Source organism: Flagellimonas abyssi (assembly GCF_019457905.1).
GTDB classification, from domain to species: domain Bacteria; phylum Bacteroidota; class Bacteroidia; order Flavobacteriales; family Flavobacteriaceae; genus Flagellimonas; species Flagellimonas abyssi.
Genome location: NZ_JAHZSV010000014.1, coordinates 53,748 through 78,900 on the forward strand (window position 1 = coordinate 53,748; position 25,153 = coordinate 78,900).

Sequence of the window (25,153 nt, forward strand, 5' to 3'; positions counted from 1 at the left end):
TGGTTCCCTATATCAACCTTGGGAAGCAATCTGTACCTTGGGAAATAGGTCTTGTCTGGACCGGTACATTGATGATGGGTCTTTATTATATGGATAGAGGTCAGAAAAATCAATGGATTATCTAATGCCCATTCATAAGACCAAATTCCTGTCGTCATGACACAATCATCTTTTATTATTTGATGTACCATGTTAGTTTTGTAGTATACCCACGGTAAAAGAAGCTAAAATTTACAAATGGAAGAAACAGGGAATCAAAACCTCATCTTAAGAAAAATAAACCCCGGCAAGCCAAAAGGCATAACGGGGTTTTCTTTTTGAAAAATTATACGGGACCGTGACTTTCTTTCCCTTTAATTTTCATTAGCGACCAATGCATTAATTCTTTGTATAGAGCCATCAGGGTTATAAGTAAGCTCTGTCATTTTTACGCTTCTTAAGTGTGTTTTCCCACCGGACATGGAACTGTCGTGAAAAAATAACCACCACTTTCCTTGGTATTCCACAATAGAATGATGGTTGGTCCAACCCAATACAGGATCTAAGATCACCCCTTGATAAGTAAACGGCCCATATGGATTATCCGCGATAGCGTAAACAATATTATGGGTATCACCGGTGGAGTAAGAAAGATAATATTTGCCATTATATCGGTGGACCCAGGCAGCTTCAAAAAACCTTCGGTCGTTGTCGCCCGCAAGAATTGGTTCGCCATTCCGATCCAATATCACAACATCTTTGGGTTCCTCTGAAAAGCTTACCATATCGTCGCCCATTTTGGCAATCTTGGGCATAAGGGCCGGTTCGTCATCCGCAGGGTATTTGTCGGCTCCCAAATATTCCCCTTGCTCCCATTGCTGGAGCTGTCCGCCCCAAATACCTCCAAAATACATATAATAGGCACCATCCGTATCCTCGAAAACCGCCGGATCCATACTAAAGCTTCCTTCAATGGGCTCCGCCATGGCCTCAAATGGACCTCCGGGAGTATTGCTTTTGGCAACACCAATATGAAAAACATCGTCTTTATCCTTTACTGGGAAATACAAAAAATATTGATCACCCTTTTTAGCGGCATCCGGAGCCCACATTTGCCTACCTGCCCAAGGGACATCGTCAATATGTAGCGCAAGTCCATGGTCTGTAACCTCTCCTCCCACACTATCCATCGAAAACACATGATAATCTTCCATGTTAAAATGACTTCCCAAATCATCCTCCGGAATTCCTGATTCAAAATCATGGGACGGGTAAACATATAGCTTGCCTTCAAAAACATGTGCAGAAGGGTCCGCAGTATAAAGTTCAGATGTTAAAGTATATACCATATCAGGGGCAATTCCAATGGTGTCTTCAACAACATCAACATTCCCTTGAACATTTTTGGATTCTTTTTTTTCACGTTTGCACCCAAAAGTGAAAAAAAATAGAGAAATCAGTAAAAAACAAGAAGAAAGAATGCTTGTTAAGCGGATTTTACGGCTAAAAAATGTGTTTTTCATAATACGATAAATGGTTTTAATTGTTAAAAATACACATATTTTTTAATAAACAATCGTTTGCCTATATCTTTAAAAAAATATATTGTATTGTATATCAGTATTTTAAATTGTTTTAATTGAGTATTCAGAATAATTTCAATATCAAATTTAAAAAATTTTAACGCAACCGATTGCGCAAATAGATATATTGTGTATATTTAACACATTCAAAATTACAGGTATGTTTTTTTGCCGTATCTGGATTAATTAACTAAACAAAATCAAAACTTAGTAACATGACTGAAAAATCATTATTTGTTTTTACAAACAGTAAATGGTCCTCGCCTTTGCATTTGTATCTAACAAGCTTTTTGTTATTTATTTTTTGTACTACTGCACTAGCACAGGACATTATCTCGGTATCTGGAACAGTGACCGATGAATCGGGTGCACCTATTCCCGGGGTAAGTGTACTTGTACAAAACACAACAAATGGAACATCGACAGACTTTGACGGGAACTATGTGCTCGAGGCGGCTTCCAGTGCCACCCTTGAGTTTCGCTATCTTGGATTTGTTACGCAAACGATTGAGGTTAATGGAAGGTCAACAATTAACGTTCAATTAGCTGAAGACACACAGCAACTATCAGAGGTTGTAGTAATTGGGTATGGTACCCAAAGTAAAGAGTCCGTAACTGGTTCGGTAGTGTCCATTAAGGCCGAGGAATTGAACGAAGTTCAATCCGCCAACTTTACGCAAGCCCTTGTAGGACGGGCCGCAGGTGTAAATATTTCCTCCACCAGTACACGTCCGGGAGCTGCACCACAGATTCAAATTCGTGGCGTACGCTCACTTACAGCATCAAATGATCCATTAATTGTTTTAAATGGAATCCCTTTTTCTGGGGGGCTCAGCGACATCAACCAAAACGACATTGAGAGTTTGGATATCCTAAAGGACGCCTCGGCCACAGCAATTTATGGATCTAGGGGAGCCAATGGGGTAATCCTCATCACAACAAAGTCAGGTAAAAAAGGACAAAAGGCACAATTCTCTTACAATACTTATTATGGTACCAAGGAAGTGTTTGCCAAGTTACCAGTAATGAATACGGCCCAACTATTGGAATTACGTGAGATTGCCGCTGCCAATGGCACCGGAACGCCTACAGGAAATGATGAAAGTGTTGATAATGATACGGATTGGCAAGATTTATTGTTTGGTTCATCCATGCAAACCTCCCACGATATCACTGTACAAGGAGGTACTGAAAATGGCACCTACAATGTAGGTTTGGGCTATTTTAAAGAGACTTCTCCTGTTCCCGGTGATTCTTTTCAAAGATATTCCCTACGTTTTTCACTGGACCAACAAGTGGGTAAATTATTTCGTTACGGGGTAAACTCGGTAATGAACTATAGTGTTACCAAAAGCATAGTCGGTCCAGCCGGGGTGTATACCGCATCTCCTCTTTTAAGTCCTTATGATGAAAATGGAAACTTTTTGGAATCTGTTAGACTTACGGATGGACAAGACCAAGTATTCATCCCTACTCGAAATGAGATCAACCGAATTGGTAAACGAAGAGCAAACGAGCAATTGGACTTCGGTACCTATAACAACGTTTACGCAGAACTTAAAATGCCCTTTATTGCTGAAGGCCTTAAGTACCGCCTTAACGTTGGTCTTAACCTAAGATCGAGCAGAGATGGCGATTTTACTGGTCAGGGTGTCTTTAGTTTTAATCCTGATCAACCTAATTCGGCCAGTTACGGAACTAGTCTTACGCGGGACTATGTAGTTGAGAACCAATTGATTTTCGACAGGACCTTTGCCGATAAGCACAAAGTGAATTTCGTCGGGCTTTTTTCGGCTCAAGGAAATGATTTTGATAGTTCTTTTATACGGGTTCAAAATATACCGGATGAAAACGATTTATGGTACAATACGGATTCAGCTCTATTGGAAGACGTATTGGATTATGATACCAGTTATACAGAATGGGGGCTGTTATCTTTAATGGGAAGGGTCTTGTATGAATATGACAACCGTTACCTGCTTACCGCTACCATACGATCAGACGGTTCCTCACGATTGGCGCCAGGTAACAAGTGGTATACCTATCCTGCGGTATCCGTAGGGTGGAACATTGCCAATGAAGCTTTTATGGATAATGTAGATGCCATTAACCAATTAAAATTAAGGGCGGGTTATGGAGAAACCTCCAACCAGGCCATTGATCCTTTTTCTGTTCAAGGACGACTAAATGGTGGTGGTACCAACCCTGCGTATAATTTTGGCGATGTTTTTGCAAATGGTTATGTGGTGACCCAATTGCCCAACTCAAACTTAAAATGGGAGTTTTCGAAAACCTATAATTACGGTATTGATTTTGGCCTTTTCAATAATCGCCTTTCTGGTACGGTAGAGTATTATGAAACCGAGACTAACAATATTCTGCTTAACCTCGGTCTACCAAGCACCTCTGGTGTAAGCAACGTAACCAGTAATGTGGGTAAAACAAAGAGCAATGGGGTGGAGATAGCACTGAATGCTACTCCAATCCAAACTTCGGATTTTACTTGGGATGTAGGTGTTAACCTCTATACCAACAGGACCGAGATTGTCGAATTGGCATCAGGTCAACAAGAAGATGTAGGCAACCTTTGGTTTGTAGGCCAACCTCTTAGCGTTATCTATGATTATGAACGACTGGGATTGTGGAATGCCGATGATGAAGGTGCCGAATTTCTTGAACAATTTGTACCTGGGGGTAATCTAGGAATGATACGGGTGCGATATACTGGGGAATATAATCCGGATGGTTCACCTGTTCGTCAAATCAATGCGGAAGATAGGGTAGTTATAGACCCAACTCCTAATTTCCGAGGTGGTTTCAATACTCGCTTTGCCTATAAGAATTTTGATCTTAGCATGGTGGGAGCATTTCAAAGTGGAGGTATTTTAGTAAGTACCCTACACAATACTAATGGTAACACCATGAGGCTAAATGGTCGGGGAAACAACCTTAATGTAGACTACTGGACCCCAACCAACACCGATGCCAAATATCCGGCACCAGGGGGCATAGGCGGGGACCGGCCAGAATATGGTAGCACCTTGGGGTATTTTGATGGTTCTTACCTAAAGGTACGAGCCATGACCTTGGGCTATAGATTTGACCCAGATGTGATCAAGGCTATGGGAGCCAAAAATTTATACATATACGGTACAGTACAAAACCCATTTGTACTATTCTCCGATTTTCACGATGAATCGGGATTAGATCCAGAAATCACAAATTCGGGTGTGGACAACAACGGAGTAAGGCAAAATGCAGACATAAATACCAATGGGACTGTTTCCGGTAGTATCCCGACCATTGGTACCAACGTACCATCTACGCGAAATTATTTATTTGGATTAAATATAACTTTCTAAAAAAATGACTGTGAAAATTAATTTTAAAGCTAAAGTGATTACGGTTCTTTCTGTTGTCTTTTTACTGAGCGCATGTACAAAAGAAATTATAGAAGAGAACCCAAGAGGACAATTTACACCTGATTTTTTCCAGTCCGAGACTGGTGTTCAGGGCGGTGTGGTGTTCTTATATGAAACCATGAGGGATATTTATGGGAACCCCGGATTCTTTAATTCCACGGAATCGGGTACGGATGAATATACCTTTGCAGAGTCTGCAACCGGTGATTTTAAAAACGTGGACTTGTCCGGAGAAGGACAGATCATATCAGATGAAGGTGCAACTGCTGGAGTATGGTTTGCGAGTTTCCCTGCCATTAATACAGCCAATGGTATTTTGGAAAATGCAGAGGCCGTAGGATTGGACCCTGCCCTTGTTGCCGAAGTAAGGTTTTTTAGAGCATTTTATTACTTTTTATTGGTACAGACCTATGGTGGTGTGCCATTGGATCTAGGATCTGGAGAATTGGCATTCAATAGATCTGCTGTCAGGACCTCAACACGTAATACAGTTCCGGAAGTTTACACAAAGGCAATTTTTCCTGATTTGGTTACAGCGGTTAACGATTTGCCTGAAAATCCAAGATTGACAGGTACGGTTACCAAAAATGTGGCCAGGCTCATTTTGGCCAAGGCGTATTTGACCTATGGTTGGTGGTTGGAAAATCCAGAAGGGATTCCAACATATCCTGAAGCTCAAAGAAACGATCCCGATGGAAATGATCCTTCATTTTATTTTCAAGGGGCATACGATTTGGCCATGGATGGTATACAAAATCCTGGTCCCTACGGTTTGCTGGAGTATTTTTATGATGTTCACGAAGGCTCTAACGATCGACATATGGAGATGATGTTGTATGCCGACCGTACTCCGGAAAACGAACAATTCAATGGTGCACCGGTAACAGGCTGGGGGACTACTTCCAACAGTTCCAACACCGCAGTTTGGATGGCAACATCCAATTATACCACCATCAGTGTTGATGGTGTTCCTGCCGTTCAACGGCAATCGGTTCAGAGCCTTGGTAGACCATGGACACGAATGGCACCTACAGTTAGCAGTTTAACCGAGACTTTTACCGATAAGGATATAGATTCCCGTTACGACGGTACTTTTACGACCAGTTATCGAGGCAATTGGGACCAAGGAGGCGACGCCACGCCGTCATTGACCGGTGCCAATGGTCTAGAAATTTTTCCAGGTGATGCCGTTATCTCATTTTTGGACGAGTATGATCCGGCTGTGGTATATGAAGAGAGTGGAGAGCCCATAAACGGTGCCAATATTGGTGGTGGGGTATTGCCAGGAAGAGCAGATTACGTAATCAATGTAAACGAATTCAATAGAAGGTTCTATCCCGGTTTATGGAAGACAGGAACCTACCGTGACGATAACGCTGGAGGTCTGGGTCAGCCCAATGTGCCAAATACGCGCCCTTATCCCATAGCTAAGTTTTCAGAGTTCTATTTTATTGCTGCTGAAGCCCGAGTTAAAGGTGCATCTGGAGCAATGAGTGCCAGGGACTTGATCAATGTGATCCGTGCCCGTGCAGGCAAATGGCGTTTTGATAATGGTGAACAAGAAGAGCGCATTGAAGACAATAGTGCAGCCATGATAGCAGCTACTCCAATGACCATTGATATTGATTATATCTTGGATGAGCGTTCACGTGAGTATTTTGGTGAAAGTGTGAGATGGTATGATCTAGTACGTACCCAGAAATGGATTGAAGTTGCTGGTTCATTCGAAATAGTAGATGACATCACTGCCACAGTTCATAGTCCCACTGCTACAATTTCACGTGAAATCCAGCCTTATCATTACTTAAGGCCTATACCACAAACACAGATAGATAATTTGGATATGACCGATGCTGAAAAAGCCACCTATCAAAACCCTGGATATTAAGAATTAAACTATAATCTTCATAAATAGTTTGAGTTAGTTAGTTTTAAGTTGCATTCATAAAGAGGCTGTCCCCATTGGACGGCCTCTTTTAAATGGTAATGGTAACAAAAAACAGGGTTGGATCATAAGTTCAACCTCTTCCAATTGAAATGAATACCTTTATTTAAATGAAAGTACTTGGGATATCCGCATATTATCACGACTCTGCCGCAGCTCTGATTGTGGATGGCGAAGTAATGTATGCTGCCCAAGAAGAACGGTTTTCAAGAATAAAAAATCACGCCTCTTTTCCAGAGCAGGCTATAATATATTGCCTTTCCGAATCAGGCTATGCATTGGATGACCTTGACTATATTGCCTTTTACGACAAGCCCTTCCTTAAGTTTGAACGACTTTTGGAAACGTATTATGCCTTTGCGCCTAAAGGCTTTCGCTCATTTGCCAAGGCTATGCCAATTTGGTTGAAGGAAAAACTCTTTACAAAACAGATCATTCGGAAAAGCCTTAAAAAAATCGGTGGAGCACATGCTCTAAAAATTCCCATTGTATTTCCAGAGCATCATCTGTCCCATGCGGCCAGTGCCTTTTATACCTCTCCTTTCGCCAAAAGTGCATTTTTGACGGTTGATGGGGTTGGCGAATGGACCACTACCTCCTATGGATTGGCTTCAGGCGACAAAGGAATCGAAGTACTTGGGGAACTCCATTTTCCTGATTCACTTGGATTGCTTTATTCTTCTTTCACCTATTTTTTAGGGTTCAAGGTGAATTCAGGTGAATACAAAATGATGGGACTCGCCCCTTACAGTAATCTTCAATCCAAAAAAGTACAGGGTTTCATCGACATCATCAAAGAAAAATTAGTGGACATTAAAGGAGATGGTTCCATCAAACTGAACAAAGCGTATTTTGAATATCCCGTTGGGCTTCGGATGGTGAATCCCAAAAAGTGGGAAGCGCTTTTCGGATTCAAGAAACGGGATACCAATGAACCCATGACACAAATACATGCGGATTTGGCCTTTGCGGCCCAAAAGGTCTTGGAAGAGATCATCGTAAAGCTGGCCCATCATATTAAAAAGGAAACCCAAGCGGAATATTTGTGCTTGGCAGGGGGTGTTGCCCTAAATTGTGTGGCGAACTCCGTTTTGTTCAATGAGGCTATTTTCAAGGACATCTATGTACAGCCCGCAGCGGGTGATGCCGGAGGCGCCATCGGGGCTGCCTTGGCCGCGGCGTATTTAAAGCAGGATTTGAACTTTACCGGACTCAAGAAACCGTTCAATCCTTATCTTGGCCCGTGTGCATCCCATCAAGAAATTGAAAGAGTGTTGCGAAGGCACAAATGCCCATATCGTTATTTTGAATCCACGGAGGAACTTATGGGCACAGTTGCTGGTCATTTGGCTGAAAAAAAAGTAGTGGGATGGTTCAGGGGACGAACGGAATTTGGTCCAAGGGCATTGGGGAATCGCAGTATACTTGCCGACCCCTCGGACCCCGAAATGCAATCCAAGCTCAACCTGAAAATCAAGTTTCGTGAAAGCTTTCGGCCTTTTGCGCCTGCAGTTTGCGAAGAGGATCATGACATTTATTTTGAGCCCGGCAAACAATCAGCATATATGTTGTTCACAAATCCGGTAAAAGCCTCACTCAGGAAATCGTTGCCCAAAAATTTCAACGAACTTACTCTAGAAGAAAAACGCAAAATACCTAAATCCGATTTGCCAGCCATAACCCATGTGGACTATTCGGCCAGGGTACAAGTGGCAAAAAAGGAGGTCAATCCCACGTTTTGGGGTTTATTGCAGACCTTTAAAAAATTAACGGGTACCGGAGTGCTCATCAACACCAGTTTTAATGTTAAAGATGAGCCCATTGTAAACACCCCGGAAGATGCCTACCATTGTTTTATGAACTCGGGCATGGATGTTCTGGTTTTGGAAAATTATGTAATTGTAAAGTAAATGGAGTTTTTAAAAGAATTCTTTCTGTTTCTAAAAGAGCGAAAAAAGTGGTGGTTGGTACCCTTGATCATCATATTTGTGCTTTTTGGCATACTGATTTTTTTGACCAGTAGCTCTGCACTGGCACCTTTTATTTATACCTTATTTTGATGGAAAGGGAAAAAGCTTTTGAAACGATCATTGTTCTGGCACTGGCCTCGCTCATTTTTTCAGTGTGGTTGCACGTGGAGTGGCTGGTCTATGTGGCCATGGCCTTTTTGGCCATCGGTGTTGTTTCCAAACGGGCTTCGACCCTTATTGCAAAAGTATGGCTAGGGTTTTCCCATTATCTGGGTGTGGTAATGAATTTTGTGTTAATGTTCATCATATTTCATTGCATACTGATTCCTCTGGCAGGGTTGCAACGTTTGTTTGGCAATAATCAGGTTCGTAAGAAAACTACCGAAACTTCCTATTTTCATCCACGTAAGCACCTTTACACGGGGAAGGATATTGACAATCCCTGGTAGCCAAAAAATTTGAATTTACCTTTTTGTAGAACGGTTCTTTTTAAGATAGTTGCTCTTCTTAAAATAATAATCGGCATAAGCATCATCCTGTAACTTACGGCACATCTCCCCTGCCATCTTATAAACTTTGTACTGTTCAGGAAACTCAAAAATCAAGGTCTGGGCCACTTTTAGCGCACTTTTATAATCCCCATCCTCATTGTATTTGTGATAAGCCTGAGTCATTACATACTGCCATTGGTCCTGATGCCTATATAGATTGACGGCAGTTTTTTCCTCGAAGGTCGGGTTTTGTGTCACATAACTAAACTCAGCAGGCGTTGTTCCGGACATACTCAGGTCATAGGGCCATGATTTTTTAAGGATTTCCACCGCCAATTTCCCTTTTATGGAATCAATTTTGGTCACTGGAATATCATCAAAGGCCTCTTCATATGTAATATAGTTTTGCCAACCTTTCAGTAGTCTCAGTTCTTTGATTTTTTCGTAGAACGCATCCGCCATCACAAAATACCCTTCCACGTTGGGGTGTACGTGCTCCGCCACCAATTTATCCCCCACTATCCCATATGGAACTTTGGATTCGAATATGCCCTTCATATCAACCAAAGGTAGGTCGTACTCATGGGCCTGCTCGATAATTGCATCGTTGATCCTTTCGGGGGCCCTAAACCTTAATAGATCCAATTCTTTGGCCAAGTGCAAGTATTTTTTGGCGGAATCTGGTTCCTTTTCCAGATAATATTGGCCCAAGATATAGGCCGCATCTGCATTTTGAAGCGCCAAACCATGCCCTTCAGTTTTATTTTCCTGAATCGCCGCTCTGTAATCCTCAACATTCAGGCTATCGCTGATAAAAGGCTTGATATCCTTTTCATTCGACACTAGGGTTGAAAGTATAACAGGGATATTATGACGTTGATATTTATCCAATATTCTTTTCAAATTACTTTTGAACTGCGTTATTCCCGCATTAAAAGCATCTGAATCCAAAGGAATTTCCTGCTCTTTGGCCATGACCTCCATCAAGGTGGTCTCATCGGTAGACATGGTATTTTGGTCATCCGACTTCATCAGGCCCATGATTCCGTTTTCAAGCAGTTGAAAAAACCGAAAGTTCTTCAGTCTAAGGTAATTTCTGACCAATGCGGGATGACTCCCAACGGAAGCGGAAGAACCTACCCCCAGGGCCCCATAATATTCGTTGTGTCCCGCATAAATAATGACCAAGTCCGGTTTTTGATCAATAATTTTATCGGTTATGTCCCATAACGTATAGGAATTTACCGCCGTGATTGCGGTATTGACCACTTCTATGTTTTTTTCCGGGAACGTCCGGGAAAGCCTATGTTTCAATAGTCTTGGGAAAGACGCCCCCTTATAGAAAGGATAGCCCACGACGGTTGAGGCCCCTTGGACAAACACCCTAAAGGTGCTATCCGTTTTTTGTCTGAGGAAGAGGTCCGATTGACTATCCGCATTAAAATCTGTCCCTCTAAAATATTTCTTGGACAAATCGGAGTTGACAACCAAATACTCAACGCCATTTTCACCCTTGACGCTATTGAATAATTGGTAATTTTCCCCATAGCCAATCCCCCATAAAATTGGCTCCAAGATTAAGATCATGATCAATGGAAGAGTCGCCGCAATAATTCTAAAAAGTATTTTCTTCTTCACACCAGAGAATTTTGTCTGTTCATGAGTACTAGTTAAATAGTGCTTAACTGGGTTTATCCACAACTTTAAATTATAAACCGGATAATTTTACGCAATCGATTGCATTTTGCTAATTTATTAATTATTTTTGGTCAAAAACAGCACAACCTATAAATAACATCGCTTATTTTAACAAATACTTAATTGTGAACAAATTTATCTTTTTGATTCTACCCATCCTGATATTTTCAGGAACTCAATCCAAAGCTCAACAAAAACTAACACTCAAAGAAGCTTTTAAAGACAAATTTTTGATGGGCGTAGCAGTGAATCGATATCAAATAAACCAAAGCAACCAGGAGGAAACAGACCTTATCGCTTCCCAATTTAATGCGCTGACAGCAGAAAACGACATGAAATGGATGTACATACATCCGGAGGAGAACACATTTAATTTTGAGCAGTCCGATAAATTGGTGGAACTCGCTCAAAAAAATGACATGTTCGTGGTTGGCCATACCCTTGTATGGCATAGCCAATTGGCACCTTGGGTATTCAAGTCCAACAATGGGGATACCATTAGCAATGAGGAGTTGAACGGCCGAATAAAAAAGCATATCTCTACCATTGTTGGGAACTACAAGGGCAGGATAGACGCTTGGGATGTCGTCAATGAAGCTTTGGAAGAAGATGGATCATATAGAAAATCCCCGTTTTACAAAATAGGTGGAGAAGCCTTTATAGAAAAAGCGTTCCAATATGCAAATGCTGCCGACCCTGGAGCCGAACTCTACTACAACGACTATAACCTTATCACCCCGGAAAAGAGGAACGGGGCCATACGTATTATCAACAACCTTAAAAGCAAAGGAATCAAAATAGACGGCGTTGGAGTTCAAGCCCATTGGAGTTTGAACGAACCCTCCATTGAAGATATCGAGACCGCCATTAAAATGTATTCGGAAACTGGTGTAAAAGTCATGTTCACGGAACTGGATATTTCGGTTTTGCCCAGTCCTTGGAACGCGCCGACCGCTGATGTTTCCGTAAGTTTTGAGAACAACCCTACCATGAACCCCTACCCCAACGGCTTGCCGGATTCTGTACAAACCCAATTGGCAAAACGGTATGAAGAAATTTTTAAGCTTTTCAACAAGCATTCGGATAAAATTGGAAGGGTTACCTTTTGGGGGTTGCACGATGGCCTGTCCTGGAAAAACAATTTTCCCATTCGCGGCAGAACGGATTATACCTTGCTTTTCGATAGGGGAATGAAACCCAAAAAGGCATTCAATGCAGTAATCAATACAGTTAAAGATTAACTTCCATCATTCCAACAGATTAATGAAAACAACAAATAGGTCAACATATCAAACTTGCCTTGGTCTTACAGGATTGTTCCTGCTGCTATTCCTGACATCCTGTAAAAAGGAAAAAAGAGAAACTACTACTGAAACCAATATCATGGAACGGGTTCTAACACTATCAACGGAAGCCGCCTTTCCACAAAATTCAATCCTTACCACCCAAAAGGATGAAAGTGGGTTCACCTTGGTGGAAAATGGAATTGCCAGCAATATCCTTGTCAGTGAATCGGACCACGAAGGTGTTCAACGGATTGCCGGAATGTTCCAAAAAGATTTAAAACATGTTTCTGGTCAAGCACCGGAATTGATCATTGGGGATACACCCGGATCAAAGAACTTGATCATTATAGGAACCGTTGGCCAGAGCACTATAATCGACCGTTTGGCCAAAGACGGCAAAATCGATATAGAGGTACTGGAAGGAAAATGGGAGCAATTTTTAATCACTCCCGTAAAAAACCCGATGGAAGGAGTTGACAGCGCATTAGTAATCGCTGGGAGTGACAAACGGGGGACTATTTTTGGAATGTTCGACCTTTCCGAGCAAATGGGTGTTTCTCCATGGTATTGGTGGGCCGATGTTCCCGTGAAGGTTCGAAAAAACATTTACGTCAAACCTGAAAGGTACACCCTCGGTGAGCCCAAAGTAAAATATAGAGGCATCTTCATCAATGACGAAGCCCCGGCATTATCGGGTTGGGTAACAGAAAAATATGGGGATTTCAACAAACAATTCTATGAAAAGGTATTTGAATTGATTCTCAGAATGAAAGGGAACTACCTTTGGCCTGCCATGTGGGGGCGCTCCCTTTGGGACGACGACCCCACCACGGCCCCGTTGGCAGATGAAATGGGTGTGGTTTTGGCCACATCGCACCACGAACCATTGATGCGTTCGCACGTGGAATGGGACCGCCACGGCGAAGGTCCGTGGGATTATGACAAAAACCCTGAAAAACTAAGGGAGTTTTGGAGAGAAGGGATGGAGCGTACCAAAGGACAAGAAAAAGTGGTGACCCTTGCCATGCGAGGAGACGGGGATGAAGCCATGAGCGAAGGAACCAACATTGACCTTCTTGAAAAAATAGTAAAAGACCAAAGAGAAATCATCAAGGAAGTCACGGGCAAACCCATTAAAGAAACCCCACAAGTGTGGGCCCTTTACAAAGAAGTCCAGGAATATTACGACAAAGGCATGCGTGTACCCAAGGATGTCACCCTATTACTTTGTGATGATAACTGGGGACAGGTCCGCGTTTTGCCTGCTTTGGACAGCGAACCCCGCTCAGGCGGCTATGGGATGTACTATCATTTTGACTTTGTAGGCGGCCCCCGAAGTTATAAATGGTTGAACACCACTCAAATTGAACGGGTCTGGGAGCAAATGAACCTCACCTATTCCTACGGAGTGGATGAGATTTGGCTCGTAAATGTGGGAGATATAAAGCCCATGGAGTTCCCGATCAGTTTCTTTTTGGATTATGCTTGGAACCCTGAAAATTTTCCAGCAGAAAAGCTGCCGGAATATTACACCACTTGGGCCCAAAAGCAATTTGGAACCGAACATGCCCAAGAAATTGGCGAAATCATAGCACTTTACACCAAATACAATTCACGCAGAAAACCAGAACTGCTAGAACCCGCCACCTATAGTCTTCAACATTTCAACGAAGCTGAGAATATGGTAGAAGATTATAATTCCTTGGTGACCCGTGCAAAAAAGGTGAAAGGTCAGTTACCTTCCAAGGCCCATGATGCTTTTTATCAATTGGTGCAATATCCTGTTGAGGCCTGTGTAAATTTGAACGAAATGTATGTGGCAGCAGGAAAGAACCGATTGTACGGTTTTCAGAACAGGGCATCCACCAACTACTATGCAGATAAAACAGAGGAGTTGTTCTTCAAGGATACCGTGTTCACAAATCACTATCATGATCTGGCCAATGGCAAATGGAACCATATGATGTCCCAAACCCATATGGGACATACGACTTGGAGTGACCCAGCCTACAATAAAATGCCCGCAGTATCCTATATTCAATCAGGAAAAGATGCTCATTTGGGATATGTGATTGAAAATGGTATCAGCAGAAATCAATGGATGCCCAGTGGATTAAACAGTCAAAGCTTTTCTACTTTTGATCCCATCAACGATCAAAACTACTATATCGATGTCTTTAATATGGGCAAGGAAAAACTGTCGTACACCATCACTTCAGAAAATGATTGGATAAAGTTATCCTCCGAGGGCGGAACCATCCAATATGACGAAAAGGTCTTTGTCAGCATTGATTGGGACAAAGCTCCCCAAGGACAGGATGTTGGGGAAGTTGTTATTACTGCATCAAATGCAGAACAAGGCACTAAAATCAACGTCCCCATTCGCAATGATCTCCCAGAAAACATCAAAGGTTTTATAGAAAATCAAGGCATTGTAAGCATGGACGCTGTGAATTATCAAAAGTCCAATGAAACAGAAGATATTTCTTGGCAAACCATACCCAATTTAGGACGAACAGGGTCTGCCATAACCACTATGCCCGTTACCGCGGCCAAACAAAATCCTAACGATAACGGTCCGTATTTGGAATATGATATTTACTTGATTGATCCAGGCACTTATAACCTAACGACCTACTTTTCACCTACCCTTAACTTTCAAAAAGATGAAGGTTTGCTTTATGCTGTTTCCATAGATGATGAAGCGCCAAAATTGATGAACTTGCACCAAGATGCCATTGCTGCGGATTGGACCTATCCCACTTGGTGGAACGAAGCGGTCAAGGACAACATCATGAAACAAACGGTGCTAGCCAAAGATCTTTCGGCAGGTGTCCATAGCATCAAGTATTGGGCCGTTGACCCTGGGCTTGTATTACAAAAAATGGTACTGCAAAAAGAAGGTGTTGATGCGAAAAGTTATTTGGGTCCGCCTGAAAGCTTGATCAAGAAATAATCTAATTTTCAACATAATTTGATAAAACACGTATTGTGAAAAACGATAAAACCTTTGCAACATTCATATTATTGATGTTCTGTGTCACTGCAGGAATATCCCAGATAACGCTTCCTGAAATAATCAGGGACAGTATGGTCATCCAGCGCAACGCCAAAATCACCATTTGGGGCTGGGCTTCGCCGGGAGAGCGGATAACGGCAACATTCAACGGAAAGCAAAGAAAAACGTCTGCCGATTCCGAAGGCGACTGGAGCTTGGAATTCCCCAAAATGAAGGCGGGGGGCCCTTACACCCTAGAAATTTCCGGAAAAAACAATATCCGTCTCGAAGATATTTTGATCGGGGATGTTTGGCTCTGTTCCGGACAATCGAATATGGTGCATCAAATGGACATTCACGATGTTACCTATGCAAAAGATATTGTCAATGCCAATTACCCTGAAATCAGGCATTTTAAGGTGCCTCGAAAGACTGATTTGCAAGGCCCGAGCAAAGATTTGGACGGAGGCTCTTGGAAAGTTGCCGTATCCGAAGAGGTTCGGCCTTTCTCTGCCGTCGCTTATTTTTTTGCACTCAAATTGTATAAAAAATATGGGGTGCCCATCGGACTGATCAATGCAAGTGTCGGCGGTACTCCCATTGAAGCTTGGATAAACGAGGAAGGCTACCAAAAATCCCCTGGCATTTTAAAAATTATTGAGGAGAACAAGGACACTGCTTTTGTAAACAGTCATTCCATTAACCGGTTTTCTGGGAATCAACCATCTCAAAAACCAAAAGACAAGGGCCTTATCGGCGAAAAACCTTGGTATGATGTCAACTTTGAACCCAAAAACTGGCGTAGGATAAACATCCCTGGATATTGGGAGGATCAAGGAGCCAGAGACCTTAACGGTGTGGTTTGGTACAGGAAGGAAATCGTTCTGCCCCAATCCATGGACAACGAAGAGGCGACCGTGTTTTTGGGCCGTATCGTAGACGCCGATGAATTGTATATCAATGGTGAAAAAGTGGGCAACACCACCTACCAATATCCACAAAGAAGATATGATGTTCCCGCAAATATTCTGAAAGCCGGGAAAAACACTTTTGTCATTCGTGTGACCAATAATTACGGTAAGGGTGGTTTTGTTCCCGATAAACCTTATTACATTTTTACGGATAAGGACACCGTGGATTTAAATGGATACTGGCAATACAAGGTTGGAGAAGTGTATCCGCCCGTTGATTTTTCCTCTTTTTCTCAGAATGATGGCAAATCCAAAGAAAGAACCATCAATCCCCAAAATGAGCCCACGGCTTTGTACAACGGTATGGTGGCCCCCTATATCCAACTTCCCATAAAAGGCGTGTTGTGGTATCAAGGCGAGAGCAACGCTGGCAGACCTGAGGAATACCTGGACTTGATGCACGCCCTGATGAATGGATGGAGAGGAATTTACAATGATCCCGAGCTGCCTTTTATCTATGCGCAGCTTCCCAATTTTGGTGATGTGACCTACTCCCCCACCGAGAGCAACTGGGCCGAACTCAGGGAAGCACAACTAAAGGCGCTGGGCGGCCCCAGCACCGCAATGACCGTCAATATTGATTTAGGGGAATGGAACGATATCCACCCGGACAATAAAAAAGATGTAGGGGAGCGAATGGCTTTAGCAGCCAAAAAAATAGCGTATGGAGAAGATATCGTCTATTCAGGACCACTTTATCAATCTTCTCAAATAAAAGATGATAAAATCATCATTTCCTTTTCACATATCGGGGGAGGATTGACCACTGATGATGGTGAGGCTCTTGATAGCTTTGAGATTGCCGGTGAGGACAAAAACTTTGTTTGGGCCAAGGCAAAAATTGATGATGACAAAGTAATCGTTTGGAGTAATGAAGTTCCTAATCCAAAATATGTACGATACGCATGGGCCGACAATCCCGACAATCCGAATTTATACAACAAAGAAGGTCTTCCTGCATCACCCTTCAGAACTGAATAGGTTACCTCAGCCAAGACAAAAAAAGGGACATCAATAATGATTTCCTTTTTTTATAAAGAATGCTGGAATTTTGCATCAATCCCTAAAGACAGGGTCGTTACCTGTATATTTTAAATATTCAAAGGAAGCTGTGTTTTCCGACTTCTCCCCGGATGATGTGGCGTACATCCCATACAAACAGCCGATAAATCCGCCCGCTACCTTGGTGCTCAAAAATTTGGCGTCCACATTATCCTTCACCAATTGCCAATCTTTGCCATTTACGGAATAGTGGAAGCTATGCACAGCTCCATTGGACTCAATAGCTAGTTTAATCTTCTTATTATCAACTTTCAAAGGAAGATGTGCCAGTTCATCCATTTCTCCTTCATCAGGATTGCTCTTATAAAGCTGGATAACCTGTTGACCTTCTTTCTGGGAAATTGCCAAAAAGTAAAAATGATTTTCGTTTTGGAAGGCCACTAATCCGGCTTTTTCATATTGAGTATTCGCACCAAACTGCATTTGAGTCTCTGCTCTGCTGTACAGGTGTTGCTGACGCTTTCCCACAAACGAAGGGTTACCATATTCCGAAATGGTCTCGGGCTTTAACTTTAGCTCCAAGCCTTCTTTCTTGGATATGGAAAACGCACTGCTATCAACAGTTCTCAGAAAAAGTAAGGATGGGTCCAATCCTTTTCTTAGGTCCAGTGTATACTCAAAATTACCAGATTGTGGCAAAGCATCTTTCTGTGGCACTTCCTTGTAATCAAAGTCATAGGTATATTTTACTTCCTCTCCTCCCAAATCAAAGTGGGGCCAGTCGTTTTTCCACTCAATTGGGGCAATAAAAGTTTCGCGCCCTGTATTATAATAATCCCCTTCATAAGGCCTTACGGCTAAAAAGATGGAATAGGTCTTGCCATCGGGGCCTTCAACAAATTGGGCATGTCCTGTTGAGGTAATGGGGTTGTCTCTGTCCTCTGGTAAATGTCTTTGGGTTAATATTGGATTGTTTTCATAAGGGACATAGGGCCCTTTTGGTGACTTGCTTCTGAAAACCACTTCGGAATGATTGACGGATGTGCCCCCTTCTGCCGCATACAGATAGTACCACCCATTTCTTTTCCAAATGTGAGGGCCTTCTATCCATACCGGTTTTTCCGAAATGTCCACTCCCCCGTTCACCAACTGTATTTCTTCCCCGACCACTTTCAAGTTTTCATAATCAAACTCATACATTCTAATGGTTCTGTGCCCGGAATATAATGGTTTCCTGTCCGGTGCATCGCTATTGTAAATAATGTAAGCCTTGTCGATATCCTTGTCAAAATATATGGAAGGATCAATCCCACTCACTTCTGGAAGCCGAACAGGGTTGCTCCATGGCCCGGCAGGGTCTGTCGCAGTCACCACAAAATTGCCCATGTTATCAATATCGGTGCAACTGACGTAAAATATACCCTTATGATAACTAATGGCAGGGGCAAACAATCCACGAGTCATCCGTTCACCCATAAAATCCATTTGAGATGGACGGTGGATAACATTACCAATCTGTTTCCAGTTTTTCAAGTCTTTGCTGTGCATTACCGGAATACAGGGAAGTAGGAAAAGGTAGAATTGATCAAATAATAATCGGTATCCACTTTTACAATACTAGGGTCGGGATAAAATCCTGTAAGGATAGGGTTCACCACTGTAGTAGTTTGGGCTTTTGAAACCAGAGGACTCAAAAGAAACGATACTACAAACGGAAGTAATAGTATTTTTTTCATGCTTTATGGTGTTGATTTAATTTATAACCGATTCCAAGTTCCAACCCTCTCAATTCTGCCAATCCCTTTAACCTTCCAATCAATGAATAACCCGGGTACTTTTCTTTGGCTTCAAAAGAGTGCAAGAATCCGTGATCGGGACGCATGGGAAGGGACGTTTTATTTTTGCTCATAAGCAACAACAACTTTTCAATAATCTCTTCCATGGGATTATCCCCATTAAGGTGCTCTGACTCTCTAAACCGTTTACCGTCCTCTCTTTTTACGTTTCTCAAATGCAAAAAGTGAATGCGGTCACCATGCTGATCAATTATTCGCACTAAATCGTTGCTGGGCCAAGCTCCAAGAGAACCTGTACAATAACAAAGTCCATTGGCCGTAACAGAAACTGCGGACAAAATATCTGCGATATCTTTTTCGGTCGATACCACTCGCGGAAGTCCCAAAACTGAAAAAGGTGGGTCATCCGGATGTATGGCCAATTTGATTCCTAATTCTTCCGCTAAAGGTGCAACTTCCGAAAGAAAGTGAATCAGATTTTTTCTCAGAGTCCTATCATCAATTCCCTTATAAGCTTCCAGCAATTCCAAAATTTTCTCTGGGGTGAAACTTTCATCACTACCCGGTAACCCCAATAGTACATTTTTGAAAAGTTTTTCCTTTTCCAAATGGTCCAATGAGTCTCCGTAGGTTTTAGCCTCATCCAGTTGTTCTTGGGTGTAATCGTTCTCCGCTCCCGGCCTTTTGAGCAAATACACGTCAAAAAATATAAAGGCTACCTCATCAAACAACAGTGCTTTTGTTCCATCCACATTGATATGGGCATGATCGGTACGCACCCAATCCAAAATAGGCATAAAGTTATATGCAACTACCTTAATATCACATTGAGCCAGGTTTTCCAAGCTCTTCTTATAGTTTGAAATATATTGTTGGTACTCGCCGCCATGCCTTTTGATATCCTCGTGAACAGGCAAACTTTCCACAACGCTCCACTCCATTCTTTCCTTTCGGATAATTTCTTGACGTTCTTGAATTTCTTCAACCTTCCAAACCTCTCCGACCGGAATTTGGTGCAAAGCGGTTACAATTCCCGAGACACCACATTCTCTAATATCCCGAAGGGAAACACCGTCGTTTGGACCATACCAGCGCATAGTCTGCTGCATTGTGATCATCTGTGATTCGTTTATGCTTAAAATCCAATACTGTTTCCACCATCAACGGGAAGTACTGTCCCCGTAACAAACTTGGACTCCTTGGAGCACATGAAGAACACGGCATCCGCAATATCTTCTGGAAGTCCCATTTTTCCCATGGGTGTCCTTGAAAAAACCTTTTCTTTTCGTGGAGGGTCGGAGTCGAGTGCCTTCGCGGTCATTTTGGTCTCTATAAAGCCTGGGGCTATACAATTGGTCCTAATATTATATTGTGCCAAGTCTACGGCCATTGCCCGGGTCATACCCTCTATGGCGGTTTTGCTGGCCGAGTAGGCCACTACCTTGGGCATACCGTACTGTGCGGCCATAGAACTGATGTTTACAATGCTTCCACCACCTGTCTCTTTCATTTTTTTGACCACCTCTCTGCTAATTGCAAAAACACTGAAAAGATTGGTGCGGATTATGTTTTCAAATTCGGCATCCGTAACTTCGATAAACTCTTTCTTCATATTGATACCTGCATTGTTGACCAGTATATCAATTTGTCCTTCCTTATCGAAAATATGTTGGACCATTCCGGGAATTTCCTCCAAATTCGTCAAGTCAAAAATCAATGGTACGGCATTGCTCCCTATTTCCGCACAGGCATCTTCCGTACGCTCCTTGGTTCGACCAATAACATAGGTTTTTATCCCATTGTCGCAGAATTTCTTTGCTGTTGCGTATCCCAAGCCCGAGTTGCCTCCGGTTACTATGGCTATTTTTTTATCCATTAATATATGTGTTGGTGATTTTTAATCCCATTGCGGCCGAATACCGGGGGCATATGGAAATTTCAAAGATTTATAATATTGCAATGTATTTTCCGGGGACTCCATTTCCTTTGGAAAATCCATTTTTGAGAATGTTTGAAAATATAGCATACAGGCATCTCGCCACCATTTGGCTTCCTTTAGCTGTATACCCAATAACATACTTACCTGATTGAACCTGTATTCATCCACGTAGGGTTTCATCGTTTCCCAAGTTGTTATCATTTCACGTACTTGGTCCACGCCCTCTTGGTATTTAATTCCTAAACCATCCCAAAGGGTTCTTCCGTTCTTAAGTTGGTAATCCCAGGGTAGGTGATGAAACCATAAGAGGTACTCCTCGGGACAAGTTTCCAGGTTACCGAACTTTTCTTCAAGCTCTGGCGCATATTGCGACAAGGCATCACTTCCTGTTTTGGTCCTGTCAAAACCAATACCTTCTTCATCTGCCTTATGATAGTACACAGGGTTCCATTCAGGACGCGAAAGGTTGTCCACCCAAGGTCCTGGGCCATAATGGTGACTTGTATCAAAAAGATGGTGCAATCCCAAAGGGTTCATGTAGTTGACCACAGCTTCTCTGGATTCCAACAACATCTGTTTTACGGGCTTTAAAAAATCTTTGTCATTGCTAAAGGTACATCGTAGCCATTCATCTGCAATTTTTTCTGAACTCATAGAGGGGTTCCATGCCAATCTTCCGAAACCGTACCAATCTGCTTGGCCAAAAGGGTGTCCCGTCCAATTAGCGTCCGTTCCAATATTGGATACTCCGGCCATTCCCGTCAACCTTTTATTGCTTAAGGTTCCATCAACAACCTTGGCCACTGTAGATCCTTCTCCTTTTTGATACGTATCGCTTTCTAAAACTTCTTCAAAAAGTTTAGGCATATAAACAAGGTGCGTGGCAAAGCCCAAATATTCCTTGGTTATCTGAAACTCCATCATTAATGGAGTGTTGGGCATGGCGCCGAACATGGGGTGAAAGGGCTCTCGAGGTTGAAAATCAATCGGCCCGTTTTTTACTTGAATCAACACATTGTCCGGATACTTGCCATCATCGGGCACAAACTCACTGTATGCTTGTTTTGCCCTGTCATCTGCATCGTGTTCGGAATAAACAAAAGCACGCCAAATTACCGTTCCTTGATAAGGAGCTAAGGCATCTGCCATCATTTTGGCCCCGTCTAAATGAGTTCGCCCATAATTTTGGGGACCGGGCTGTCCTTCCGAGTTCGCCTTGACCAAAAAACCTCCAAAATCCGGGATACTTTTATAAATTTCTGCCGCCTTGTCCTTCCACCATTGGATTACTTGTGGGTCCAAGGGGTCAGCTGTTTTCAACCCTCCAATTTCCATAGGGGCCGAAAAACGGGCGGTGAGATACACTTTTACGCCATATGGACGAAATACTTGGGCAAGTGCCTTTACCTTTTCCAAATACTGCGGGGTTAAAATAAGGGCGTTGGCATTAACATTGGTCAATGCCGTACCATTGACACCGATTGATGCATTCGCCCTAGCGTAGTCTATATAGCGTTGATCTATATAATCTGGAAGTGTTTGCCAATTCCAAATGGAGAATCCGGCATAACCTCTTTCCACTGTTCTATCCAAGTTGTCCCAATGGTTCAACATGCGGATATCTACTTTTGGCGACTCTTCTAAATTCAAAGAAGCCAACGGTTGATGCATTTTCAGCATCCGCAGAAAATGAAAAGTTCCATAGAGCAATCCAATATCTTCCTTACCGGTAACAAGCACATAGGACCTTCCTCCTTTTTCGACATGCTTTATCATGTAACCTTCACCTCTGAGGTTATCGATATTGATATCTTCCTTAAAAACTCTGGGCAAACCAGCATATTTGGAAATGATCAATTGATTCTCCGAAGCCTGAAACGGTTTAAACCGTACTTCTGTTCCCAATAGGCCTCCCAATCCCATTTTCAGTTCCTTTTTTATAGCTCCCATGGTTTCACCGCCTTCCTCTACCAAAACACTTTGGAGTTGGTTTTGATAGGTTTTCAGCATGGACTCATCGGATATTTTGCTGTAATTCAACCATAGTCCATATCCATTGGACATAGCGAATGACATACTGCACAGCAGAACAAAAAAGCTAAAAAAAAATGCTGTTTTTAATTTGAAGGGGTGTTTCATCATTTGGAAATTCTCAAAAAAAAATTGATAAATCATTTAATCAATCAATTGCGCCCAGTAAAATAAGTGAAAAATTCATAGATTAACAAAATGTTTAACGCAATCGATTGCAAAAATGAAAATTTTTACGAAATTTGGAATCTATTTAAAGAAAAAATAATCCAGTCCGCTAAATTATGAAATCTTATAAGGTCCTTTTATCGCGTTCCCCGGCCTTTCCATCTGTTTCGTTGTGCAAAGAAAAAATAATCATGACCAATGCTAACGACCGTCAGGGCCATCCAGAAGGAATCAATCCAAATACTTCCGAAAATAGTACCTTCCCTTTAGCCCCCAATCTTTTACAGGTTATATGTAACCTGGACAAACAAGTTTTAACACCTGTAAAGTTTGAGGTATATTTTGATGATAGTAAACAACTAATTACGGATTTAACGCAGAACCCTAAAACTATCGTCCTAAACTAAACCCTTACTTAGAAACCAACACATGAAAAAATTTATACATGATGATTTTTTGCTGGAAACGGACTACGCCAAGGAGCTGTATCACAATTATGCAAAGAATCAACCTATCATAGATTTTCATTGCCATCTTCCGGCCAACGAAATTGCGGCAAATAGAAGCTTTACCAACATGACCCAGATTTGGGTAGAGGGCGATCATTACAAATGGAGGGCCATGAGAGCCTTGGGCATTGAGGAAAGATATATCACGGGCAATGCCACGGATGAGGAGAAATTCCAAAAATGGGCAGAAACAGTACCCTATGCACTTCGGAATCCGCTATATCATTGGACGCACATGGAACTAAGCCGATATTTTGAAATGGATAAAATTTTAAGCCCTAAAACCGCCGACCAAATCTATGGGGCTTGTAATGAAAAACTGCGTTCCTCGGATTTTTCAACTCAAAATCTCCTTCGTAGGATGAACGTAGAGGTGGTCTGTACCACAGATGATCCGTTGGACAATCTATCCGACCATGCCAAGTTGGACAATTCAGATTTTTCCACCAAGGTTCTACCTACTTTTAGGCCAGATGGACTCATTAATATTGAGAAACGCGGTTTTACGGATTACCTTAAGCGATTATCCGAAATCACGGAAATCGACGTTACAGATTTTGAATCCTTAAAGGAGGCCATTGGGCAGAGAATAGACTTTTTTCACGCACATGGATGCCGACTGTCGGACCATGGGCTGAGCCATGCCTTTGGCGAAACGTTTACTCCTGATGAAATCAATAGAATTATTCAGCTTAGCTTAAAGGGTAAAGCTATCTCCGGCAAAGAAGTGGCTCAATACAAATCGGCGGTGATGCATTCGCTGGGTGTGTTTTACGCAAAGAAAAATTGGGTAATGCAATTGCATTTGGGCCCCATAAGGGATAACAACCAAGCCGTTCTTTCCAAAATTGGCATCAATGCCGGGGTAGACAGTATTGGAGATTATCAGCAGGCTGAGCAATTGGCCAGTTTCTTGAATCAACTAAACAACAGTGATAGTCTTCCAAAGACAATTTTATACAACTCCAATCCTTCGGACAATGAGGTTTTTGCCACCATGGCCGGTAATTTTACCGGAGAGGGCATTAAAAGTAAAGTGCAGTTCGGGGCTGCTTGGTGGTTTTTGGACCAAAAAGATGGAATTGAAGATCAACTGGACATTCTTTCCAACATGGGATTGCTCAGTTGTTCTGTGGGCATGCTTACGGACAGCAGAAGTTTTCTCTCCTTTCCGCGGCACGAATACTACAGAAGGATATTGTGTAACTTGCTCGGTAACGACCTTAAATCTGGATTGCTACCGAATGACATGGAATGGATAGGACAAATTATTAAAGACATAACATATAACAACGCCAAAGCATTTTTTCAATTCCCCAGCGTAGTGAAAAAAGAAGGCGTAAAAGCATAAGGGACGCATAACCC

At 42.3% G+C, this 25,153-nt stretch carries 16 protein-coding genes and 1 pseudogene; 10 read left to right on the forward strand and 7 right to left on the reverse strand.

What is annotated here, in order from left to right; all coding sequences use genetic code 11:
- Nucleotides 1-353 precede the first annotated feature (353 nt).
- Nucleotides 354-1,328, reverse strand: coding sequence for a glycoside hydrolase family 43 protein (locus K1F36_RS11430; RefSeq protein WP_258539044.1), 975 nt, complete (start codon nucleotides 1,326-1,328; stop codon nucleotides 354-356).
- Between the two features lie 449 nt (nucleotides 1,329-1,777).
- Here K1F36_RS11430 and K1F36_RS11435 point away from each other — a divergent pair, with 449 nt between their 5' ends.
- The 5 genes from K1F36_RS11435 (at nucleotide 1,778) to K1F36_RS11455 (ending at nucleotide 9,348) form a co-directional block, all read left to right on the forward strand.
- Entirely contained in the window at nucleotides 1,778-4,924 is a 3,147-nt protein-coding gene (locus tag K1F36_RS11435) for a SusC/RagA family TonB-linked outer membrane protein (RefSeq protein WP_220113941.1), read from the forward strand.
- A 4-nt stretch (nucleotides 4,925-4,928) separates the two neighbouring features.
- Nucleotides 4,929-6,872, forward strand: a complete 1,944-nt coding sequence (locus K1F36_RS11440) for a RagB/SusD family nutrient uptake outer membrane protein (protein ID WP_220113942.1) — start codon at nucleotides 4,929-4,931, stop codon at nucleotides 6,870-6,872.
- 167 nt (nucleotides 6,873-7,039) lie between these two features.
- Nucleotides 7,040-8,839 carry a carbamoyltransferase family protein gene (locus K1F36_RS11445; RefSeq protein WP_220113943.1) on the forward strand — a complete coding sequence of 600 codons (1,800 nt, stop codon included), beginning with the start codon at nucleotides 7,040-7,042 and terminating at the stop codon, nucleotides 8,837-8,839.
- A complete protein-coding gene (locus K1F36_RS11450) occupies nucleotides 8,840-8,989 on the forward strand; it encodes a DUF5989 family protein (protein WP_220113944.1) in 150 nt (49 codons plus the stop codon).
- Entirely contained in the window at nucleotides 8,989-9,348 is a 360-nt protein-coding gene (locus K1F36_RS11455) for an SxtJ family membrane protein (protein ID WP_220113945.1), read from the forward strand. Before K1F36_RS11450 ends, K1F36_RS11455 begins: the two co-directional genes overlap by 1 nt.
- 15 nt (nucleotides 9,349-9,363) lie before the next feature.
- On the opposite strand, the gene K1F36_RS11460 is transcribed toward K1F36_RS11455, so the two are convergent.
- A complete protein-coding gene (locus K1F36_RS11460) occupies nucleotides 9,364-11,028 on the reverse strand; it encodes an SGNH/GDSL hydrolase family protein (RefSeq protein WP_220113946.1) in 1,665 nt (554 codons plus the stop codon).
- Between the two features lie 185 nt (nucleotides 11,029-11,213).
- Here K1F36_RS11460 and K1F36_RS11465 point away from each other — a divergent pair, with 185 nt between their 5' ends.
- Genes K1F36_RS11465 through K1F36_RS11475 form a run of 3 tightly spaced genes read left to right on the forward strand, consistent with a single transcriptional unit; the run spans nucleotide 11,214 to nucleotide 17,324 of the window.
- Nucleotides 11,214-12,329: an endo-1,4-beta-xylanase gene (locus K1F36_RS11465; protein WP_220113947.1), complete on the forward strand. Its 1,116-nt coding sequence runs from the start codon at nucleotides 11,214-11,216 to the stop codon at nucleotides 12,327-12,329.
- A 22-nt stretch (nucleotides 12,330-12,351) separates the two neighbouring features.
- On the forward strand, nucleotides 12,352-15,330 hold the full coding sequence (locus K1F36_RS11470; protein WP_220113948.1) for a glycosyl hydrolase 115 family protein: 2,979 nt from the start codon (nucleotides 12,352-12,354) through the stop codon (nucleotides 15,328-15,330).
- A gap of 35 nt (nucleotides 15,331-15,365) precedes the next feature.
- Nucleotides 15,366-17,324, forward strand: coding sequence for a sialate O-acetylesterase (locus K1F36_RS11475; RefSeq protein WP_220113949.1), 1,959 nt, complete (start codon nucleotides 15,366-15,368; stop codon nucleotides 17,322-17,324).
- Nucleotides 17,325-17,399: 75 nt separating this feature from the next.
- Here the strand turns inward: K1F36_RS11475 and K1F36_RS20390 are convergent, their stop codons facing one another.
- The 5 genes and pseudogenes from K1F36_RS20390 to K1F36_RS11495 all read right to left on the reverse strand — a co-directional run bounded on the left by K1F36_RS20390 (nucleotide 17,400) and on the right by K1F36_RS11495 (nucleotide 23,144).
- The gene (locus K1F36_RS20390) at nucleotides 17,400-18,062 is read right to left on the reverse strand and encodes a beta-xylosidase family glycoside hydrolase (protein ID WP_417944158.1); all 663 of its coding nucleotides are present in this window, start codon (nucleotides 18,060-18,062) and stop codon (nucleotides 17,400-17,402) included.
- Between the two features lie 117 nt (nucleotides 18,063-18,179).
- Nucleotides 18,180-19,081, reverse strand: a pseudogene (locus K1F36_RS20395) (glycoside hydrolase family 43 protein); the annotation flags it as partial.
- Complete coding sequence (gene uxuA / locus K1F36_RS11485; protein WP_220114013.1) at nucleotides 19,078-20,250, reverse strand: mannonate dehydratase; 1,173 nt, start codon at nucleotides 20,248-20,250, stop codon at nucleotides 19,078-19,080. The pseudogene K1F36_RS20395 and the gene uxuA, both read right to left, overlap by 4 nt.
- 26 nt (nucleotides 20,251-20,276) lie before the next feature.
- Entirely contained in the window at nucleotides 20,277-21,017 is a 741-nt protein-coding gene (locus K1F36_RS11490; protein WP_220113950.1) for an SDR family NAD(P)-dependent oxidoreductase, read from the reverse strand.
- 21 nt (nucleotides 21,018-21,038) lie between these two features.
- Nucleotides 21,039-23,144: an alpha-glucuronidase family glycosyl hydrolase gene (locus K1F36_RS11495; protein ID WP_258539038.1), complete on the reverse strand. Its 2,106-nt coding sequence runs from the start codon at nucleotides 23,142-23,144 to the stop codon at nucleotides 21,039-21,041.
- 251 nt (nucleotides 23,145-23,395) lie between these two features.
- On the opposite strand from K1F36_RS11495, the gene K1F36_RS11500 reads away from it, so the two are divergent.
- Nucleotides 23,396-23,686 carry a hypothetical protein gene (locus K1F36_RS11500; protein WP_220113951.1) on the forward strand — a complete coding sequence of 97 codons (291 nt, stop codon included), beginning with the start codon at nucleotides 23,396-23,398 and terminating at the stop codon, nucleotides 23,684-23,686.
- Between the two features lie 22 nt (nucleotides 23,687-23,708).
- Nucleotides 23,709-25,139, forward strand: coding sequence for a glucuronate isomerase (uxaC, locus tag K1F36_RS11505; RefSeq protein WP_220113952.1), 1,431 nt, complete (start codon nucleotides 23,709-23,711; stop codon nucleotides 25,137-25,139).
- Nucleotides 25,140-25,153 lie beyond the last annotated feature (14 nt).

Bases quoted from the DNA above. Each gene is read 5' to 3' on its own strand.
- K1F36_RS11450 (WP_220113944.1), top strand. From the start codon at position 8,840: ATGGAGTTTTTAAAAGAATTCTTTCTGTTTCTAAAAGAGCGAAAAAAG.
- K1F36_RS11495 (WP_258539038.1), bottom strand. From the start codon at position 23,144: ATGTCCAATGGATATGGACTATGGTTGAATTACAGCAAAATATCCGAT.
- K1F36_RS11445 (WP_220113943.1), top strand. From the start codon at position 7,040: ATGAAAGTACTTGGGATATCCGCATATTATCACGACTCTGCCGCAGCT.
- uxuA (WP_220114013.1), bottom strand. From the start codon at position 20,250: ATGCAGCAGACTATGCGCTGGTATGGTCCAAACGACGGTGTTTCCCTT.
- uxaC (WP_220113952.1), top strand. From the start codon at position 23,709: ATGAAAAAATTTATACATGATGATTTTTTGCTGGAAACGGACTACGCC.
- K1F36_RS11455 (WP_220113945.1), top strand. From the start codon at position 8,989: ATGGAAAGGGAAAAAGCTTTTGAAACGATCATTGTTCTGGCACTGGCC.
- K1F36_RS11500 (WP_220113951.1), top strand. From the start codon at position 23,396: ATGAAATCTTATAAGGTCCTTTTATCGCGTTCCCCGGCCTTTCCATCT.
- K1F36_RS11440 (WP_220113942.1), top strand. From the start codon at position 4,929: ATGACTGTGAAAATTAATTTTAAAGCTAAAGTGATTACGGTTCTTTCT.
- K1F36_RS11490 (WP_220113950.1), bottom strand. From the start codon at position 21,017: ATGGATAAAAAAATAGCCATAGTAACCGGAGGCAACTCGGGCTTGGGA.
- K1F36_RS11470 (WP_220113948.1), top strand. From the start codon at position 12,352: ATGAAAACAACAAATAGGTCAACATATCAAACTTGCCTTGGTCTTACA.
- K1F36_RS11430 (WP_258539044.1), bottom strand. From the start codon at position 1,328: ATGGTATATACTTTAACATCTGAACTTTATACTGCGGACCCTTCTGCA.
- K1F36_RS11435 (WP_220113941.1), top strand. From the start codon at position 1,778: ATGACTGAAAAATCATTATTTGTTTTTACAAACAGTAAATGGTCCTCG.